At 38.7% G+C, this 18259-nt stretch carries 24 protein-coding genes and 4 pseudogenes; 24 read left to right on the top strand and 4 right to left on the bottom strand.

What is annotated here, in order from left to right:
- Window positions 1-9: 9 nt before the first annotated feature.
- The 14 genes and pseudogenes from LG34_RS07420 to LG34_RS07355 all read left to right on the top strand — a co-directional run.
- The gene (locus LG34_RS07420; RefSeq protein WP_077326130.1) at window positions 10-627 is read left to right on the top strand and encodes a class D sortase; all 618 of its coding nucleotides are present in this window, start codon (window positions 10-12) and stop codon (window positions 625-627) included.
- A complete protein-coding gene (locus tag LG34_RS07415; protein ID WP_004611550.1) occupies window positions 620-1018 on the top strand; it encodes a hypothetical protein in 399 nt (132 codons plus the stop codon). Before LG34_RS07420 ends, LG34_RS07415 begins: the two co-directional genes overlap by 8 nt.
- A 3-nt stretch (window positions 1019-1021) precedes the next feature.
- Complete coding sequence (locus LG34_RS07410) at window positions 1022-1711, top strand: SpoVG family protein (protein WP_005340521.1); 690 nt, start codon at window positions 1022-1024, stop codon at window positions 1709-1711.
- A gap of 60 nt (window positions 1712-1771) precedes the next feature.
- Window positions 1772-2692 (top strand): DUF6674 family protein, encoded by a 921-nt coding sequence (locus LG34_RS07405; RefSeq protein ID WP_004611552.1) that lies wholly within the window; start codon window positions 1772-1774, stop codon window positions 2690-2692.
- Window positions 2693-2827: 135 nt separating this feature from the next.
- On the top strand, window positions 2828-3514 hold the full coding sequence (locus LG34_RS07400) for a PAS domain-containing protein (protein WP_004611553.1): 687 nt from the start codon (window positions 2828-2830) through the stop codon (window positions 3512-3514).
- Window positions 3515-3660: 146 nt separating this feature from the next.
- Window positions 3661-3807, top strand: coding sequence for a helix-turn-helix domain-containing protein (locus tag LG34_RS07395; RefSeq protein WP_004611554.1), 147 nt, complete (start codon window positions 3661-3663; stop codon window positions 3805-3807).
- A gap of 192 nt (window positions 3808-3999) precedes the next feature.
- Window positions 4000-4371, top strand: coding sequence for a GntR family transcriptional regulator (locus LG34_RS07390; RefSeq protein WP_004611555.1), 372 nt, complete (start codon window positions 4000-4002; stop codon window positions 4369-4371).
- Between the two features lie 3 nt (window positions 4372-4374).
- Complete coding sequence (locus LG34_RS07385) at window positions 4375-5226, top strand: ATP-binding cassette domain-containing protein (RefSeq protein WP_077326126.1); 852 nt, start codon at window positions 4375-4377, stop codon at window positions 5224-5226.
- Window positions 5223-5879 (top strand): ABC-2 transporter permease, encoded by a 657-nt coding sequence (locus tag LG34_RS07380; protein ID WP_004611557.1) that lies wholly within the window; start codon window positions 5223-5225, stop codon window positions 5877-5879. The genes LG34_RS07385 and LG34_RS07380 overlap by 4 nt, the downstream gene beginning before the upstream one ends.
- A gap of 13 nt (window positions 5880-5892) precedes the next feature.
- Window positions 5893-6099, top strand: a pseudogene (locus LG34_RS07375) (winged helix-turn-helix domain-containing protein); the annotation flags it as partial.
- A 324-nt stretch (window positions 6100-6423) separates the two neighbouring features.
- Window positions 6424-6654 (top strand): helix-turn-helix transcriptional regulator, encoded by a 231-nt coding sequence (locus LG34_RS07370; RefSeq protein ID WP_004611559.1) that lies wholly within the window; start codon window positions 6424-6426, stop codon window positions 6652-6654.
- Window positions 6567-6767: a macro domain-containing protein gene (locus tag LG34_RS07365; RefSeq protein WP_077326124.1), complete on the top strand. Its 201-nt coding sequence runs from the start codon at window positions 6567-6569 to the stop codon at window positions 6765-6767. Before LG34_RS07370 ends, LG34_RS07365 begins: the two co-directional genes overlap by 88 nt.
- 20 nt (window positions 6768-6787) lie before the next feature.
- Window positions 6788-6970: a DNA-directed RNA polymerase subunit alpha C-terminal domain-containing protein gene (locus LG34_RS07360; RefSeq protein ID WP_004611560.1), complete on the top strand. Its 183-nt coding sequence runs from the start codon at window positions 6788-6790 to the stop codon at window positions 6968-6970.
- Window positions 6971-7353: 383 nt separating this feature from the next.
- A pseudogene (locus LG34_RS07355) lies at window positions 7354-7716 on the top strand (hypothetical protein); the annotation flags it as partial.
- Between the two features lie 249 nt (window positions 7717-7965).
- On the opposite strand, the gene LG34_RS07350 reads toward LG34_RS07355, so the two are convergent.
- The 3 genes from LG34_RS07350 to LG34_RS07340 all read right to left on the bottom strand — a co-directional run bounded on the left by LG34_RS07350 (window position 7966) and on the right by LG34_RS07340 (window position 9980).
- Window positions 7966-8811 (bottom strand): MerR family transcriptional regulator, encoded by an 846-nt coding sequence (locus LG34_RS07350; RefSeq protein ID WP_077326122.1) that lies wholly within the window; start codon window positions 8809-8811, stop codon window positions 7966-7968.
- A gap of 149 nt (window positions 8812-8960) precedes the next feature.
- Window positions 8961-9161 (bottom strand): helix-turn-helix transcriptional regulator, encoded by a 201-nt coding sequence (locus LG34_RS07345; RefSeq protein ID WP_004611564.1) that lies wholly within the window; start codon window positions 9159-9161, stop codon window positions 8961-8963.
- An 84-nt stretch (window positions 9162-9245) separates the two neighbouring features.
- On the bottom strand, window positions 9246-9980 hold the full coding sequence (locus LG34_RS07340; protein ID WP_077326120.1) for a helix-turn-helix domain-containing protein: 735 nt from the start codon (window positions 9978-9980) through the stop codon (window positions 9246-9248).
- Window positions 9981-10215: 235 nt separating this feature from the next.
- Here LG34_RS07340 and dinB point away from each other — a divergent pair, with 235 nt between their 5' ends.
- The 7 genes from dinB (at window position 10216) to ltrA (ending at window position 15546) form a co-directional block, all read left to right on the top strand.
- Window positions 10216-11466: a DNA polymerase IV gene (gene dinB / locus LG34_RS07335; RefSeq protein WP_077326117.1), complete on the top strand. Its 1251-nt coding sequence runs from the start codon at window positions 10216-10218 to the stop codon at window positions 11464-11466.
- A 42-nt stretch (window positions 11467-11508) separates the two neighbouring features.
- Complete coding sequence (locus tag LG34_RS07330) at window positions 11509-11751, top strand: LexA family protein (RefSeq protein ID WP_077326115.1); 243 nt, start codon at window positions 11509-11511, stop codon at window positions 11749-11751.
- Window positions 11752-11756: 5 nt separating this feature from the next.
- Entirely contained in the window at window positions 11757-12011 is a 255-nt protein-coding gene (locus tag LG34_RS07325) for a hypothetical protein (RefSeq protein WP_077326113.1), read from the top strand.
- 672 nt (window positions 12012-12683) lie between these two features.
- Complete coding sequence (locus LG34_RS07315; protein WP_004611571.1) at window positions 12684-13016, top strand: helix-turn-helix domain-containing protein; 333 nt, start codon at window positions 12684-12686, stop codon at window positions 13014-13016.
- On the top strand, window positions 13013-13195 hold the full coding sequence (locus LG34_RS07310) for a hypothetical protein (RefSeq protein ID WP_004611572.1): 183 nt from the start codon (window positions 13013-13015) through the stop codon (window positions 13193-13195). Before LG34_RS07315 ends, LG34_RS07310 begins: the two co-directional genes overlap by 4 nt.
- Before the next feature lie 259 nt (window positions 13196-13454).
- A complete protein-coding gene (locus LG34_RS07305) occupies window positions 13455-13760 on the top strand; it encodes a hypothetical protein (RefSeq protein WP_021425049.1) in 306 nt (101 codons plus the stop codon).
- A 490-nt stretch (window positions 13761-14250) separates the two neighbouring features.
- Window positions 14251-15546 carry a group II intron reverse transcriptase/maturase gene (ltrA, locus tag LG34_RS07300; RefSeq protein ID WP_004615792.1) on the top strand — a complete coding sequence of 432 codons (1296 nt, stop codon included), beginning with the start codon at window positions 14251-14253 and terminating at the stop codon, window positions 15544-15546.
- 131 nt (window positions 15547-15677) lie between these two features.
- Here the strand turns inward: ltrA and LG34_RS07295 are convergent, their stop codons facing one another.
- Window positions 15678-15986 (bottom strand): hypothetical protein, encoded by a 309-nt coding sequence (locus LG34_RS07295; RefSeq protein WP_004611574.1) that lies wholly within the window; start codon window positions 15984-15986, stop codon window positions 15678-15680.
- 113 nt (window positions 15987-16099) lie between these two features.
- Here LG34_RS07295 and LG34_RS07290 point away from each other — a divergent pair, with 113 nt between their 5' ends.
- From LG34_RS07290 to LG34_RS07275, 3 genes and pseudogenes are all read left to right on the top strand, one after another.
- On the top strand, window positions 16100-16315 hold the full coding sequence (locus LG34_RS07290; protein ID WP_004611575.1) for a helix-turn-helix domain-containing protein: 216 nt from the start codon (window positions 16100-16102) through the stop codon (window positions 16313-16315).
- 782 nt (window positions 16316-17097) lie between these two features.
- Window positions 17098-17688: pseudogene (locus LG34_RS07280) on the top strand (AAA family ATPase); the annotation flags it as partial.
- A 375-nt stretch (window positions 17689-18063) separates the two neighbouring features.
- A pseudogene (locus LG34_RS07275) lies at window positions 18064-18259 on the top strand (relaxase/mobilization nuclease domain-containing protein); the annotation flags it as partial.

Below are 18259 nucleotides of genomic sequence, written 5' to 3'. Positions count from 1 at the left end.
GTGAATAATATGAGCATAAGAAAAGTGGTCGCAGGACTACTGATTACAGCAGGGATTGCCATTATGGCAGTCCCTTTTTTCTGGCGGGCAACCGGAGAAAAACAGACAGAACAGCTCATAAGTGAATTTGAGCAGACATTGGGGGATGATTACGATGAAGAAACAGATGTGGAGGAAGAGCAAACCTCCATTAGTAAAGAGGATGAAGCCATTCTTAAAGAAGGCGGTGTTATCGGCATCATTGAGATACCGGGCTTAGATATCAGGTATCCGGTAATGGAAGGAACCACAAGTAAAGTGCTTAATGCCGGGATTGGTCATATAGAAGAGACTGCAGGAATCGGAGAAAGTGGCAACTGTGTGTTATGCGGTCACAATGGCAGCAGATATGGCACATTTTTTACACCACTAAATCAGATTTCCATAGGAGATGGTGTGACAATTATCGACAAAAACGGACAGACTCATATCTATGAAGTAACAGACACAGAGGTGGTAAATCCTTATGACAACAGCATTAAGACACAGGGAGAGGAAAAGGAATTAACTCTTTTTACCTGTTCACAGAAGGGTACTATGCGTTTTGTGGTCAGATGCAGATATAAGGAGGCAGGTGTGGATGAATAAAAGATACCGGTTAGGTGAGATAGAAGAGGCAGTAGCAGAAATGGAAGAGCGAATTGACATCGAGGATGATATTGCTGAGATTGATGATGACTTTCAGATAGTCGTAAGCGGCTGGTCTGTGTATGTCGAAAGCCTGAATCTGACACTCAGACAGGGAATAGCCTGTGTATGGGATGCAGAGGAAGGATTATTTATGCCTGATTTTGATGTGACCATCGTGTATGAGGGGAACATTGAAACACAGGAGTGGCTCTACTATGAGCAGGACGGAATGGTCGTTACACTTGGCAACTGGTTAAATGGCAGATTGTCTTGTGAACAGATAGAACAGCTTTGGTGTGAGTTTATCATACCGGAGCAAAACAAAGAACAAAAAGAAAGCGAGGAATAGCATATGAAGTATTCAATTAAGGTAAACGAAGTAAGGGCAAAAGAGGGCAGCAATATCAAAGGATTTGCAACAGTGGTATTCGGTGATTCATTTAAGATCACCAATATTGCAATCCTTGAGAATAAGGACAAGGGAGAGCTTTTCGTATCAATGCCAAGATACCGCTCCAATGAGCGTGATGAAAGCAACGGTGTGATCTATAAGGATGTGTGCAATCCTATTACAGCAGAGTTTCGTGAGGAACTCTATACCAATATTCTTGATGCCTATGCAAGAATCAAGGAACCGGAGAAAGAGGAGACACAGAAGCAGGAGCGTACACAGGAAATGCCGGAGTTTTCAGTAACTGTGACACCTTATGAGAGGGAAGGCAGTAACATCAAGGGACTTGCCCGTATTTACTTTGAAAACAGTTTCATTGTAAATAACATCAATATCGTGCAGGGCAAAGAGAAAATATTTGTATCAATGCCTTCTTATAAGACAAAGCAGGTGGACGAGCAGGGCAAGCCAATCTATCAGGATGTCTGCTATCCGGTTACAAAGGATTTCAGGGAAAAACTCTATAATGAGATTATCTCTGAATATGAGAAAGCAAAGGATAAGAGCAACGAAAAGGCAAGAGAAAGTGCAGAGAAACATCATGGCAATCCCGATAAAGAGAAGGACAAAGAGGCGACGCCCTTTCGATAATCAGTAATCAGAGTACAGGGGCGGCCAAGGCTGCCCCTTTTACAGAATGGAGGAAACAGAATGGATATGGAAGCAGGAAAAACACTTACCAATGAGGAGGTTATAAGGGAACTTCTCGAATTACTAAAGAAAAATGCCATGAAAGAGAAGGCAAACGATGTATTTGAGATATGCAGCTATGTGGACGGACTGGAGAAAAAGATTGATTCCATGACGGAAGAACTCACCAACATGCAGAACCAGATCAAAGAAATGCAGGAAGATACACTTGTCAATAATGCAAAAAAGGCATTGTCAGAAGCACAGGAGCGACTTAATACCAGATGTGAGCAGATAAAGTCACAGGTATTAGAAGTGAAAGAACAGGTCAAATCTACTGCTAAGGGCATAGTCGAAGAAGCAAAGGAAAAGGGAAGAGCTGCATTATACAGGGTATCTGAGTTCTTAGGAATTAAGAAAAGATTTCTGGATATTCGAGAGAATGTAAGAGGTGCAATCAAGACCACAGATAAGGATATAGCAAAGACAGCACTTCTTGCAAAAGGATTTCGTGAAGCAGGGCAGACAGTAGCCAATGCATTCCGCACTTTTGCTGACAAGCCGGAGGTGGATTATTCTCAGAAAGAGCAGAAACATCCCATTACAAAGGCAGTACTTGCTCCGATGAAAGCAGTGAAAAAGATGCTTGTATCAATGGAACTTCATTTGGATGCATCTATTGATAAGCTGGATAATCTGGCTATGAATGTGCAGCTTGATAAGGAAAAGCATATGGAGAATGCGAAAGCACAGGAACAGACAGAGCCGGAGAGGGCAGAAGCTGAGCGAGTAGAAGCAGAGGTTGTATATTCACCGATGGTCGCTGAGCCGCAGGAGTATCAGTATAATGCAGATGCATTTGAGGCTAGAGATGCGGATGAGGTGAAGCAGGAAGCGGCATATAAGGAAGTTTCGAAGGTAAGGGAAGATAAAGCCAGATAGATTTGAGGACGTGGGAGAGATTCTGCGTCCTTTTTTAATGCGGATAAATATGATAGATGTTATAATGTGAAAAGATAAATGCGAAACATGCGTTATATTAGCAAAAGTTGTTAATTATATAAAGGTGGGAGAAATTTGGCAAAAAGTAAAAAAACAAAAATACATAAAAAGATAGATGGTCAGCTTTTACAGCTGAATAAAAAGTTTAGTGATCTCAAGATGAAACAGAAGGATAAGATTACAGGCTGGGTGTATGAAGAATACAGAAAGTATGTAACAGAGTATGATAAAGTACCTGATTTACTAGCAGATGAGCAGATTGTTGAAGTTGTAATTGATAAGATAAATGAGGCACAAATCTGGATACCTGAAGGAGAGATATACGATTATTATCGAAGAAAGAAACCACAACTTCAAAGACGGCTGGATAATGAAAAGGTAATTAAGTTTAAATCCTATGTCAGCTTTTATAAAAGTATTGTTGATCAGGACAGGGCATCCGTTGTTATATGCAATCTCAAACATGAGATTATTTACATGAATCCGGCAGCTGTTACCAGCTGTGCGAAGCGAGGTGGAGATAAACTTATTGGAAGAAGTCTGTTAGATTGTCATAATCCGGAATCCAGGGATAAAATACAGCGAGTTGTGGACTGGTTTGCAGCAGATAAAAGCCATAATTTCGTCTATACTTTTCACAATGAGAAACTGAATAAAGATGTTTACATGGTGGCACTCAGAGATGAAGGTAAGCTGATAGGATATTATGAGAAGCATGAATATCGAAATGTAGAAACTATGAAACAATATGATTTATGGTAATATTATGATATAGATTAAACAGGAAATCAGTAGATATTTTATAATCTACGAAGCGTAGAATCCGCATATATTCACCATTCTCTACGTTCCGTGGGTGTAAAACATCTATTTTATATATTATTCTGTGGTCAGAAAGGAGAAAAACAATGGATCAGGTAAAAATTGGAAAGTTTATTTCTGATGAAAGAAAGGCAAAAGGGTATACACAGAAACAATTATCTGAATTGTTGGGAATCAGTGATAAAACAATATCGAAATGGGAGTGTGGAGTTTCCCCAACAAAAGGATATTAGAAACAATCCATGAAACACCTGCTTGCGTTAAAGGAATTACAATAGAATACTATATTTTTTAACATGCATTTCTATATTGATTTGCATGTTTTTAATTTCAAAAGAAAATTTAAAACAAACACTATATAACACTTGACAACAGTTTGCAACTGTTATATACTGTTATCAAGAAAAGAAGGAAGGATATAAAGAATGAAAATTATAATCAATACTTCCCTAATGGTTCCCATATATGAACAGATTGTTGACCAGATTAAAATGCTCATACGCAACGGGGAACTAAAGGAAAACGACAATCTTCCATCTGTCCGTACACTTTCTAAGGAACTAAAAATAAGTGCTTTAACTGTAAAAAAAGCTTACGACAATTTGGAAAGTGAGGGTTTTACGGTTACAGTACATGGAAAAGGCACTTATGTAGCGGCTACAAATACAGAACTGCTTTTGGAAGAACAGAAAAAAGAATTGGAAGCGGATTTGGAGCAGGCTATCCAAAAAGGCAGACGATGTGGTATTAGTGATGAAGATATAAAAAGTTTATTTGAGTTGATATTGGAGGGTTGATGTATGTTAAAAATTGAACACTTGAAAAAGCATTATGATAATTTTTCTCTTGATTGTTCATTAGAGCTTATGTCTGGATGTGTAACAGGCTTGATTGGACAAAATGGTGCTGGAAAAAGCACAACATTTAAGGCGATATTAGGTTTGATTTCAACTGACGGCGGAAATATTACCATACTTGGAAAGGACAGAAAAGACTTCACAGCAAAAGATAAAGAGGAATTGGGTGTAGTATTGTCGGATTCTGGTTTTAGTGGGTATCTGAAGATAAAAGATATTATCCCTATATTGCAGAATATGTACTCAAAATTCGACAAATCACTATTTATAGAACAGGTACAGAAATTTCAACTACCTATGAATAAACAGATAAAAGAATTTTCAACAGGAATGAAAGCAAAATTAAAAGTGCTGGTTGCAATTTCACACAATGCAAAACTGCTGATACTGGACGAACCGACAGCAGGTTTAGATGTAATCGCAAGAGAGGAATTGCTTGAAATGTTAAGAGAATTTCTGGAAAAAGATGAAGAACGCTCCATTTTAATCAGCTCTCATATATCCAGTGATTTGGAGTCGCTATGTGATGACCTTTATATGATACATGACGGAAAAATTATTCTGCATGAAGATACAGACGTTCTTCTTAGTGACTATGCTTTATTAAAAGTAGACGCAGAACAATACAGCAAGCTGGATAAACAGTTTATATTGCGTTCCAAAAAAGAAACATATGGATATAGCTGTCTGACAAATCAGAAACAGTATTATATGGAGAATTATCCTAAAATTGCCATTGAAAAAGGTACAATAGATGAAGTCATTACCATGATGATAAGGGGGACAGAACAATGAAAGGTTTATTCGTAAAAGATTTGAAATTGATGATGTTACAGAAAAATTTTCTGTTGCTCATTTTGGCGATTGTAATCGGAATGATGATATTTACTGATGATGTGATATTCCCATTAGGTTTTCTGAGTTTCATTGTATCACTTTTTACAGTAAGCACAATCAGTTATGATGATTTTGATAATGGAAATGCGTTTCTGTTTACATTACCCATTACACGTAATCATTATGTGAGTGAAAAATACTTTCTTGGTCTATTATTGGGGTGTATGGCTTGGGTTTTGGCAACTGTTTTAGGAATAATTACAACTGTATTGAAAGATACATTACCTATTACAGACTTAGTACAGAGTTCATTGATGATTTTACCTATTATGATTGTCGTTCAAGCAATCACGCTTCCTTTTCTGCTAAAATTCGGTGGAGATAAAGGAAGAATTGCTATGATTGGTGCATTTGGCGGTCTGGCAGTAATCACTCTCGTTATCGTGAAAGGAGCAGAAGCCATTTTCAATATTGATTTAGTTAGTCTGTTAGATAATTTGCCAACTGTAAGCATGGGAGTTCTTATCGCTATTGCAATTATTATCGCTTTGTTGATGTTATTGGTTTCAATGAAAATCAGTTTGTCAATTATGAACAAAAAAGAATTTTAAAAAGGAGCAGGTTTTTACCAAAGAACAGATTTATGAAAATGTATGGGGATATGACTATCCGGCAGACCCTAATAATCTGACTTCATTCATACGGAAATTAAGAAAGAAGATTGAGCCGGAGCCGGACAGACCACGCTATATCGTCACTGTCAGAGGTGTTGGATATAAGTACACGGAAAATGAGGAAATGGTAGGCAAGACAGCAACACCGCCGGAGTGATCCAGATGTGGTGGCGGTCGTAAGACATCAAGCCATGCCAGTTTTGCTGGCAAACGGCTGGTTCACTCTGACGGTGGGGCGAGCGTCAGCGAGCCATAAAGCCCCCGTTATCTAACAGGGGGGTACTATTACAAAAGACAAGAGAAAAAATAAATACAAAACTGCTGATATGCAACGATTTATAAGGTTATAAGAACTTATTTCACTTCACACCATATTCTTTTTATCCGACAGGTCTAAAACAGCATATCAATAGAAAATAAATATAAGATACAAGGTGTATGCTCCTATGAGTATATGCCTTTTTGATTGGAGGAATGAAGCATGAATGATATAGAATTTATTGAAACATTAAAGCAAAAGAGAAATGCCTGTGATTATTCTCAATCACGACTGGCACAGGAATTGCAAATTAGCAGGCAGAACTTAAATGAAATTGAAAACGGAAAAACAAAAGCCAGTATGGAATCAGGTCTATTGCATTTCCTTCTATATCAACGGGAGTATATAGTTTTCCGGTTGAGTTGGCAGCAAAGATTGCAGTACACACAGTAAATAGGTTCTTGCAGGATAATCCGGATTGGTTTGATCTGGTGGAGTGGGTGCTATTTGATACTCATACTGAATCGGTGTATGAATCTGAGGTTGATAAGATATACAACAAATAAAATGACAAAAGGGAGTTTTTATGTACGCTGAAAAAACAGATTATGATGATATTGAAATGTCGAGCAGGTTACGAAATGTTCTAAGAAGGAACGGATTTGAGTCATTGGAAGGAGTGAGAGAATATCCAAAGGAATATTTTATAAAGTTTCGTAATATGGGGCAGGCAACACTGCAGGAATTATATCAGATTTGTGAAGAGTAAGGCATAAAGCTGCGCAGTGTAGAAGAACTGAATGATCGGGAGCATGGAGTCAGATTTGATGATTTCCTATGTATGGATGCGTTTAGAATGGGAATAAAAAGCAAAGATGATTTGAGAAGATACAGTATTGAGGAACTTGAAAAGATGTGCCCGAAGGACAAGAGACTTTTTGTTCGATTAAAAAAAATGAAGACTGTTTATGGATGAAATAGGATATTTCTTCCTAAAAACAATATATTTATGGTATACTAGCTTGTAGTAATGCAGTTTCAACCGACATTACATATTATTATGAGAAATTAATGCAAAGGAGTTACAATCAAATGGATAACAATGAAGTAGTAACAGAAGAAGTGGCTGCAGTTGTTGAAAATAATACAGGTATTGAAATAGAGCCTTTATTTGAGGAGCAGGTTGATTTTGATACATTCTCAAAGTCAGACTTCCGTGTTGTAAAGGTAAAAAATTGTGAGGCAGTACCTAAGAGTAAGAAACTTCTTAGATTTACACTTGATGATGGTACAGAGAATGAAAGGACTATTCTTTCAGGAGTACATGCATTTTACGAGCCGGAGGAACTTGTAGGTAAAACTTTACTTGCAATCGTAAATCTTCCACCACGTTCTATGATGGGAATAGATTCATGTGGTATGCTTCTTTCTGCAATTCACAATGTAAATGGAGAAGAAAAACTGAATCTGGTAATGTTAGATGACGCAATCCCAGCAGGTGCAAAATTGTATTAGGATTTACACAGTTATTACATATAACTTAATGGATAATTATATGTGATTTTTAAATTTATGTTGAAAGTAGATAGTAAAAGAGCTGGGTATCATGTGCCCAGCTCAATCGCTACATGGAAGCCAATAAACCATGCAACAGCGGTTCTTTTATTCGCCAGTATATGCAATTTCTATCTCATAGCCGCCGTTTTCATAGTAGGCGTGGGAAAAATAGTATCTTATTATTATTTCTGAAATATAAAATTTGAATCATAAAACTTCTTTCCCTCTCAAATCCATTTTTACCAAACCAACTACTAACAATCCAATAAAAATTGCCGTGTCCACAAATAACAGTACAACAACACTTTTTACCACTCCGAAAGTAAAAAGTATGGAGAAGATTTCCACTGACAACACAATAAAACACATATAATTTGTCAAATACTCTGTTATAATTTCTCCATAATAATTGTTCATCTGCAATTTCGCATAGATAAAAGGTTTTAATAAATAACGGATTATGATACATATAACAGGACAAATAAAAATCCAGTTTTTATTAACTAGGAATGTTGCCACTCCTTTACTCCATTGTACTGGAATTTCTGTCGGCAACTTAGAATAAGACAAAGCCCCAATAATCAAGCATAGTGCGGTAATCATAGTCCAGGTAAGCATACTTCCCCATATATACAAAAAGCTGACTGAATCCAGTTTGAAAACAGTTCGATTATCTTTCCAATAGTCATGAAAATCTGTTACATACTGTTCTACCTGTAATTTTTCATAACTAATACTTTCTTCATCCAGCATTTTTTCGCACATGAGTTTTGCCTTATTCAAATCAGTAATCTGATTTTTTAATACTTCCTTTTGCTTCTCAAGCATTTCCTGCAATGTTACTTTTTCGGATATAATATTTCGTATATCTTCAACAGAAATTCCCAATGTACGTAGATATGCAATCTTCTTTATATTTTCCACATCATTTTCAGAATAATCTCTATAACCATTACTTTCATTTCTCGAAGGCTCAATAAGTGTTTCCTTTTCATAAAAACGGATATTAGAACGGGATAAACCTGTTCGCTCTTCTACGTCTTTTATAGTCATATTATGCCCTCCTTTCGAGCAACTCTATTTTACTTAATAATAAGCTATAAACAAGGTTTACAGTCAAGCATTTATCAAAAAACTATAGTTGTTGATAAGGACATGAAAAGCTGTCCAAAATAGAAGGTGAACCGGATTGCTGCTCCGACTCAATCTTCCACATGGAATACATCTTCCACCAGCATATTAAAGTACTTTGATATCCGCAGCATAAATTCGGCAGATGGGGTGCTGTCCCCACGCTCTATCCTGCCGACAGTTTTGGTGCTGTATCCAATAGCAGCGGCAAGGTCATCCTGGTAAATGCCTCGCTGTTCACGGATTTCTCTGATATTATTGGTAACCGCCATAAAAATCCCTTCTTTCAGTTCTATAGATATTTTCTTATTGTCAATTATGCAAAATAATGTGTCCGATAAAAAGGACTTGCAATTTTATCGGCAATGTCCTGTAATAGCACAAGCATCAGATTTTCCAAGAACTTTTCCAAATATGTCTAAGCGGTCATTTTCACTAACCCTGATAGGTGCATACTTTTCATTGAGTGAGATAAGGAAAATTCCGTCTTTATCGTTTTGTAATTTCTTAATATAGGCTTCTCCGTTTAGAGCGAAGATGCCGATTTCTCCATTAGCAACAGATTCCTGTTGTAATACCCATGCAATCTGACCATCGTGGAATTCTGGTTCCATACTGTCACCACTAATACGGACACCGAAAGTAGTATCTTCCGGCAGGATAGATTCATCTATGCGTACAGTCTCTTTCGGTCCATCTACAAGGAAGTTACCGGTTCCGGCTGATACAGCATTTTCAAAAATATCAATGCTACGGAATGGAATTATCTTAGCAGTCTGCTTTTCATACATTCCGGATGCGTGGAGCAGATTGATATAATCCATAGCTTTTTCCCTGCCTTCATCAGTTAGTGATGAGAAAGGATCGGCAGGATTTACTCCAAAATATGCCTCATACATGTTAGTAATAGCAAGGATTCTACACACTTTGTAAAATATGGTAACGCTTGGTTCAGCAAGATTTCTCTCCCAGTTGGATATGGCTTTATAGGAAATGGTAATGCCTTCCTTTGCCAGTTCATCAGCGAGATCCTGTTGGAGTAAGCCTTTCTTTTTTCTATATGTTGAAATGATTTCTCCGATTGAGTACATACATACGCCTCTTTTCTTTCATTTTGTTGATTTCAAATGTCTCTTTTCACTCCATAGTATATAGCAATAGTGCCAATTATTCAAGTTAAAAATCCAATATAATGAGAAAAAGGACATATGTGTCCGTTGACAGTCGATTATTCTTGGGGTTATACTATGCCCTGTAAGGAACATTACTCATATACTTGGACTAAAGGTTATGGTAGTGACAGATTAAATGCAGGAGGTGATGCAGATGGGAGACAGGGTAATACTTCATTCAGATATCAACTGTTGCTATGCTTCGATTGAGCATCTGCATCATCCGGAGCTTGCAGGAAAGCCATTGGCAGTAGGCGGTGACCCGGAGGCAAGACATGGGATTGTCTTAACAGCTGACTATATTGCGAAGAAGTATGGTGTGAAAACAGGAATGGCACTCTGGCAGGCAAAGCAGGTCTGCCCGGACATAACATTTGTTTCACCAAGAATGGACTTATATCTTCGGTTTTCAAGGATGGCTCGTGAGATATATGCAGAATATACGGACAGGCAGGAGCCATATGGGATTGATGAGTGCTGGCTTGATGTGACAGGGAGCAGCTCCCTAAAAGGGGATGGATTGCTCATTGCACAGGAAATCAGCAGGAGAATGAAGTCAGAGCTTGGCATCACAGTGAGTGTTGGTGTTTCTTTCAATAAGATATTTGCAAAGCTTGGTTCAGATTATAAGAAGCCTGATGCAATCACAACTATGTATAAGAGTGAATTTAAGCAGAAGGCTTGGTCACTTCCGGTGGCAGATCTTCTATACGTTGGCAAAAGTACGAACAAAAAGCTTGCATTATTTGGTATTAAAACCATAGGTGATCTTGCAAGGGCAGATGAATATGTGCTTAACAGTCACCTTGGAAAGATGGGCAGTATCTTATGGTCGTTTGCTAATGGCTATGATGATTCACCTGTCAAGCTGGAGAATACCCACGCTCCAATCAAATCGGTGGGAAACAGCATAACGACGCCAAAGGATTTAGTATGCGATGAGGATGTAAAGATTGTTCTTTATATTCTGGCTGAGAGTGTTGCAGCAAGACTTCGTGAGAATGGATTCCGGTGCAGAGTGGTTGAGATAAGTGTCAGGGATAATGAGTTATTCTCTTTTACCCGTCAGAAAAAGATTGACCATGCAACGAATATCACCGGAGAGATAGCTGCATATGCTTATCAGATATTTAAGGAAAACTATAACTGGAGCAAGCCAATCCGCAGTGTTGGTGTCCGAGGTGCAGACTTAGTAACAGATAATTATTGGGAACAGATTGATTTATTCTCAAGTGTGGAGAAGCGTGAAAAGCAGATGAAGATGGATTCAGCGGTGGATGAGATACGCAGAAGATTTGGATTTTACAGTATCCAGAGGGGACTCATGTACCGGGACAGGATTCTATCGGCAGTCAATGCAAAAGAAGAACACACAGTACATCCACATGGGTACTTTTCAGGTTAGCAACGAGAAGTGCCAATAGAGTAAAGAAGAGGGAGGCGGAACATGAGCGAAGCAGCAAGAATTAATCTGGTAGACAGAGCACCATTGACGGAGAAGCAGCAGAATGTGTATGAAAGCATTATGCAATATCAGCGTGTGAATGGCTATGCTCCTACTATCAGGGAGATATGCAAGATGGTAGGGGTGGCATCGACTTCAAGTGTTTATGCACATCTGAAAATATTAGAAGAAAAAGGCTATATAGCAAGGAAGATGGATGCTTCCAGAGCAATAGCAATCTTGTAAGGAAGGTGATTACATTGAGCAATAAGGTATATGTTGATGTACTTGCAGAGTTTTCAAGGGACGGACTGCTCATTCCAAAAGAGATAACATGGGAAGATGGCAGAAAGTATGAGATTACACGAGTAAAAGACAAGCGCAGAGCAGCCAGTACAAGGGCTGGTGGAGTTGGAGAGCGTTATACCTGTGTGGTAGATGGAAAGGAAATATTCCTTTTCTATGAAGATAACAATATGTGGTTTATGGAAAGAGCCGGAGCCTGATGTGATTGTGTGCTGACAGCACAATTCATATCAGTTGGCTTTAGATCAGCAAAGCCGGGGAATGTGCAGACATTCATCGGAACTCCCGGCAAAAGGCTTGCAAAGGTGATTTCCCTTTCCTTTACGAGTACAAAGTTGTAGATAGTGATGATTTTGTATGAATAAGGAGCGAACTGAATTGAACAAAGAGTTAAAAGTTATAGATTTTTATTGTAAGAAGTGCAAAAAGAGTATGAAAGTTTCATACATGGTTACAGGTAACAGAAATTATCCGGTACTGCCGAGAGTTATGATGAAATGTCACCATTGTGGTAGAGTAATGACCTTGAAGAATTTCAAGGAGGGTGAGCTGCTGGATAGAGTAGAACAGGATAAGTATTATATCTGATACATACAGTCAGACATCAGATGCTGCGGCAGATATTTGACCGCAACAGGACAAGACAATTAAATTAGTGGTCATCATGATATGGGAGACACCTGCAATAAGCGTAAGCTGATGATACGCAAAGGTGCCATCCTAAGGACGCATGAAAAATTAGAAACCAGTTTGAGGACTGGAACTGTTTTTCATGTGTCCTTTTTTATTTGCTAAAAATTTCATGTTGGAGAAGTTTTTCCAGACCTTCAAACGTTTCTAGCCACAACGGAAGCGAAAGGATAGATGAGAAATTGCAGCAAATAAGTTATAATAGTGTTGAAGACATTACAGATGATATAAGAAAACAAATTGGATGGAGAATACAAGAAAAAAGGATTGAGAAGGGAATTACAGCAGTAGATTTAAGTACCTATTTAAATATAACAGCTAATCAAGTCTCAAGGATTGAAAGAGGTTGTGCCGGGATTGATATTTACAAGTTGATTGTAATTTGTAAAATCCTTGGAGTATCGGCGGATTATATATTGTTTGGAGAAATGAAGGAAGAGAACATAACTATTAGTAAAGAGCAGTTTGAGGCGATAAATGGTCTTATTAGCATGTTCGGAAAGGAAAAATTATGATTGAATACATAACACTATCAGATCTTGTTAAGAAAGTGTCCCAGGATGCTGTTGAAAAGGGAAAGGAAATATTTAACACAAAGAAAATACGAGAGAAGTATCTTAATATATTTGAAATAATTGAGAAGAAATTCTCACAACAGAATAAAGTGCTTGGAAATATTGAAAAGTTCGCTTAAAATCAAGGTTTGCAGACATTTTTCTTCAAAGAAAAGGTATCGTAGAATACCACAAAATATCGTAACGGATTTTTAAAATGGAGTAAATTTGGAATAAAGATTGAAAGAAAATGGAGTAAATATTTCAAGAAGACACGAAAGGAATGACGCAGATAGTAGAGATATTGTCTGCGTTATTTTGCAATTATAATGGTGCAAATAATTACAAAGTATGATATTATGAAAAACAAACAAATTAGAATTGATGGAGGGATATATTATGATAGGCTTTAGTATAATGATGTGGTTCTGTTCTGCTCTTCTCATATTTGTTAGTTTTTCTCTATTAAAAGGAAATTATTCTTCTGTTCATGGCAAAGTATTTGAAACCACAAACGACAGAAAAGGATATGCAAAAGCATTAGGAAAGCCTGTTTTATTGATAGGAATTTGTCTTTTGTTCTCTGGAGTGATTGCAGTTATATTACCGAAAGATTATGCTATTTCTATTGCAGTTATATTTATATTATTTATAGCTGTTATTTGTAGTATATGGCTGTATAAGATTCAAAAAAGATTTTCGTAAATCCCAGTTGTGCGCCCAGCTAAGGGTGTGTAGTCAAGCCGGTGGGAATCCGGTTTATCCAAGGTTTAGCCAGCCAGATAATAGCGAGTCTTGGGATGTTGTTGGTAACAGCAACTGACAAGCGTAGACAGCAAGAAAGCAGGGTTGCAATGCTATTGAGCCTCGAAAAGTTAACTTCAGTAGGCCGACGTCTTAACTGGTGCGGAAGGCAACAGCACACAAGTCATTATGGCGAGAATTGTGTGGCGCTGCGGGGTCAAAGGGCCAATCATGCTTGACATTGTGGGTACACATCAACTGGGGAGAACCTGTTGTCTCTCGTATAAGAGTATGAAGTATCAACTGAAAATGGAGAGCTTCAAATGGATAACAGGTAGTCGGACAGTCTCATAGTACTGATGAAATCGGGTAATGCCGATGGAGGGAAGGGGACTGCATAGTAACGGTCTTTCTGAGGACACATTATCCGTACTCAGGGACGGAGGAAATAATGGGAACGAAATTAGAAAGAATAGCTGAAATATCGGCAGAAACAAAGAAACCTGTATTCACATCCATATATCACTTGATAAATGCAGAATTGCTGAAACAATGCCATAAAGAATTAGATGGCAAAAAGGCAGTTGGTGTTGATAAGGTGACAAAGGAAGAATACGGAAAGAACCTCGATAGAAATATCGAAGACTTAGTACAGAGGTTAAAGAACAAATCTTTTAAACCACTCCCATCATTGAGGGTATATATTCCAAAGGGAAATGGAAAAATGCGACCGCTGGGAATAGCCTCTTACGAGGATAAGATTGTCCAAATGGCAGTAAAGAAAGTACTAGAAGCAATTTACGAGCCAAGATTTCTGAACTGTATGTATGGATTTAGACCAAACAGAGGTTGTCACGAAGCGGTAAAAGAAGTATATCAGAGAATCAGTTATGGGAAAATCAGCTACATAGTGGACGCTGATATTAAAGGATTTTTCGATCACATTAACCATGACTGGATGATGAGATTTCTGGAATGGCATATTCAAGACCCAAATCTGCTCTGGCTGATAAAGAAATATTTAAAAGCTGGAATAATGGAAGATGGAAAATTTGAATCAACAGAGGAAGGTTCAGCACAGGGTTCAGTCATGAGTCCGATGCTAGCAAATATATACATGCATAACGTGTTAACGCTGTGGTTTAAATTTGTGGTGAAAAAGACGTTAAAAGGAGACTGTTTTCTGGTGAATTTTGCAGATGATTTTGTAGCTGGATTCCAGTATAAATCAGAAGCAGAGTGGTATTATTCAGCCCTGAAAGAGAGGATGGAACAATTCAATCTTGAGCTGGAAAGCAGTAAAAGCAGGTTGATTGAATTTGGGAGATTTGCAGAAACCAACAGACTATCCAGAGGAATAGGTAAGCCAGAAGCATTCGATTTTCTAGGTTTTACTTTCTATTGCGGGAAAACAAGAAAGGGAACATTTGCATTAAAGTTGCAGACATCTCGAAAGAAGTTTGAACGTAAGCTGAAAGAATATAAACTATGGATATATGATAATCGGAACCGTCCGGTCAGAGAAATCATAAAAGAGCTGAATGTAAAGCTTGTAGGTCACTATCGCTATTATGGAGTAACATGGAATTATAGAAGATTATGTGCATTCTTACACAGAGTACAACAATTCCTGTTTAAAGCGGTAAATCGTCGAGGTTGCAGAAGAGCCTATACATGGGGTGGTTTTTGGGAAATGCTAAAGTGTTATCCGCTTGCGAAACCAAAGACGTACTATTGCTTATATTAAAGTGAATGTTATTATGAGGAGCCGTATGCGGGAAAGCCGCACGTACGGATCTGTGAGGGGCTAAGATTGAGAGGTCTTAGTCTACTCGACTGTAGCAGACAGTTTTTTGATTGACTGTCTGCTTTTGCTTTTCAATTATAATTGATAGTAGTGGTATAAAATGGTTCATATCCATTGTGAAAAGACCATTTAGAGTGGTATAGATTGATTGTAAGGATAGTGGGAGTTCCGTTGATTTGATTATGTTCTGCTTCGATTTCCGCTACCACTTCATCGGTATTCCAGTATTGATATACGATAACTTGCAATTCGGTATCACGATTAGCCCCATTGCTGAATGACATACTGTTAAATACAAGATAATCGGGTAAGCTAATGTAATAGAGAACACCTGCAAGCAAGACTAGAATAATAGTGGCAAATAATAATTTCTTTTTCATTTTGACATACCTCTGTTTCTATATAGTTATAGGGATAACTATATAGTACCTCACTATATAGTGAATTACTACATAAAGATTTATTGAATATACTTTTATGTAGAGGTGAGGCAATGAAGTATGGACATTTGGAACTTCACATAGAGGAACTGCTGAAAGAAAAAGGAATTAGTAAGAATACCATTTGTAAGGAATTGGATATACCGAGGTCTAACTTTAATCGTTATTGCAGAAATGAATTTCAGAGATTAGACGCACAACTAATCTGTAAACTGTGCAGTTACTTGGATTGTGGAATAGAAGAATTGATAGAGTATGTGAAAGAATGAGAGCCTGTAAGATTGAAGAAAATTCGTGCGTGCTTTTGTTGTGTCAAGAAAAAAAGAAAACGTAGTGAGGTCAAGGAACAAGGCGAAGCCGATACGCCGTAGGGCAGTCCTTGACGGAATGGACACAGCCAACATCACTATGATACAGCAGAGGACTTGTAAGGTCAGAAACCTTGCAAGTCCTCTTGGCTGTTACTGGGCAATGTGTTTTAAGTAGAGTGATTCTTTTATCAGTTCCTTTTCAAATGCCTTTATGTGACCGTCCTGTATTCCGTTGTCGATATAAAAGCAATCATCAGCCTGTGAGTAGGAAAGCATGGTAACTTTCGGCTCATAAGTTTTTGTATAATAGCAGTTGAAAGTTTCACGTTGATACTGTCAAAATCTCTTGTGAAAATGCTGTGCCTGTCTGCGTGGAAAAAATCAGACGGACAATCATAAAATTCAGAACTATCCTCCCTTAAAAATAATGGCAGTATGTGTATTTCATTTCCGCTTCGGTTGACAAGAACATAAAAACGTGGAATGAGGGCAGAATACTGTGTTTTCATTGCGATATACATATCATCTAAATCATCAAGAAGATACTCGGAGCAGGAGTTGTTGTAAAAGACGTATTGCAAGGCAGTATCATCTTTTTGAGTATTTTCCATAGGCACATTTTCCCCGTAAAGCCAACGTAAGTCTACATCTAAAGAGTCGGCAATCAGTTCCGTTTTATCGGCTTTCGGATTGTACTGTCCTGAAAGATAGGAACTGAACGCTCCTTTGCTGATACCAGTATCTTTGACCCCATACAGGCGTATATGGGCGATAAAGCCGACATGAACAAGGCAAACGAGGTGCGCCCCATTTTTCGCCGCCTTGCCGAAGTTGCGGAGCGTACCGGGTGCGCCGTTATCCTTATCGGACACCTTAACAAAGCTGCCGGAGGACAGAGCGCATACAGGGGCTTAGGTTCTATCGACTTTAGAGCCGCAGCAAGGAGCGTCCTTTTAATCGGGCGCGTGAAGCGTGAGCCGAATGTGCGTGTTATCATTCACGACAAATCTTCCCTTGCGCCGGAGGGAAAGCCCGTTGCCTTTTGCCTTGACCCGGAAACAGGCTTTGAGTGGATAGGCGAATATGATATAACCGCCGACGAGCTGCTGTCCGGTGCGGGCGGCAACAACGCCACCAAAACCGAACAGGCTGAAAAGCTGATACTTGACCTACTGGCAGACGGAAAAGAGCTTGCCAGCGAGGGCATAGAGAAAGTCGCAGCCGACGCGGGGATTTCTGCCCGTACTGTCCGGGCGGCAAAGAAAAACCTTGACGGGCGCATTACCTCAAAGTGTATCGGCGCAGCATGGTATCACGCCCTAAAAAAGTGAACTGGCAAAATCCAAGTGGCAAAACCCAGATACCTTGCCACTTTGCCACTTCGCCACTTCAATCATAATCCCACAGCCCCATGTATGACCGCGTGGGGCTTTATCGTGGAAAAAAGAGCCTATGTTGCGTCAATAACTCTAAAAAGCACTTGACAAAACGCTTCATGGCAACTGCTGATATATACGATTTGATGGATGAATTAAGCAGACAGTTTCCGTGGATTGGAATATGCGTGAATAAAATTGATGTGACCAACGTGGGACGGCAGCACGATTTGACAGAGCTCTTGAAACCAGCAGAGGATATTGTTATCGATACTTCGCTGCTGACAGTTCCCGATTGCCCGCAGCAGGAAACAGAATAACAGAAATTCGCGGGCTGTCTATGTAGAATATCGCAAAGCCGGGTACAGCAAAAAATTCCGAACAGAACATGAAGCTGAAATTCTGCTGCACCAGGCGGCAAAGAATCATTTTGACGAGCTGGGAATCAAAAAGCTCCCCTCTGTCAAATCTCTCCGGGAGGAATACACCGATCTTCTGGAACAAAAACGGAAAGCCTATTCTGCCT

It is taken from the genome of Eubacterium ramulus (assembly GCF_003122485.1).
GTDB lineage: Bacteria > Bacillota > Clostridia > Lachnospirales > Lachnospiraceae > Eubacterium_I > Eubacterium_I ramulus_A.
This window is presented reverse-complemented; position numbering and strand designations above follow the sequence as displayed.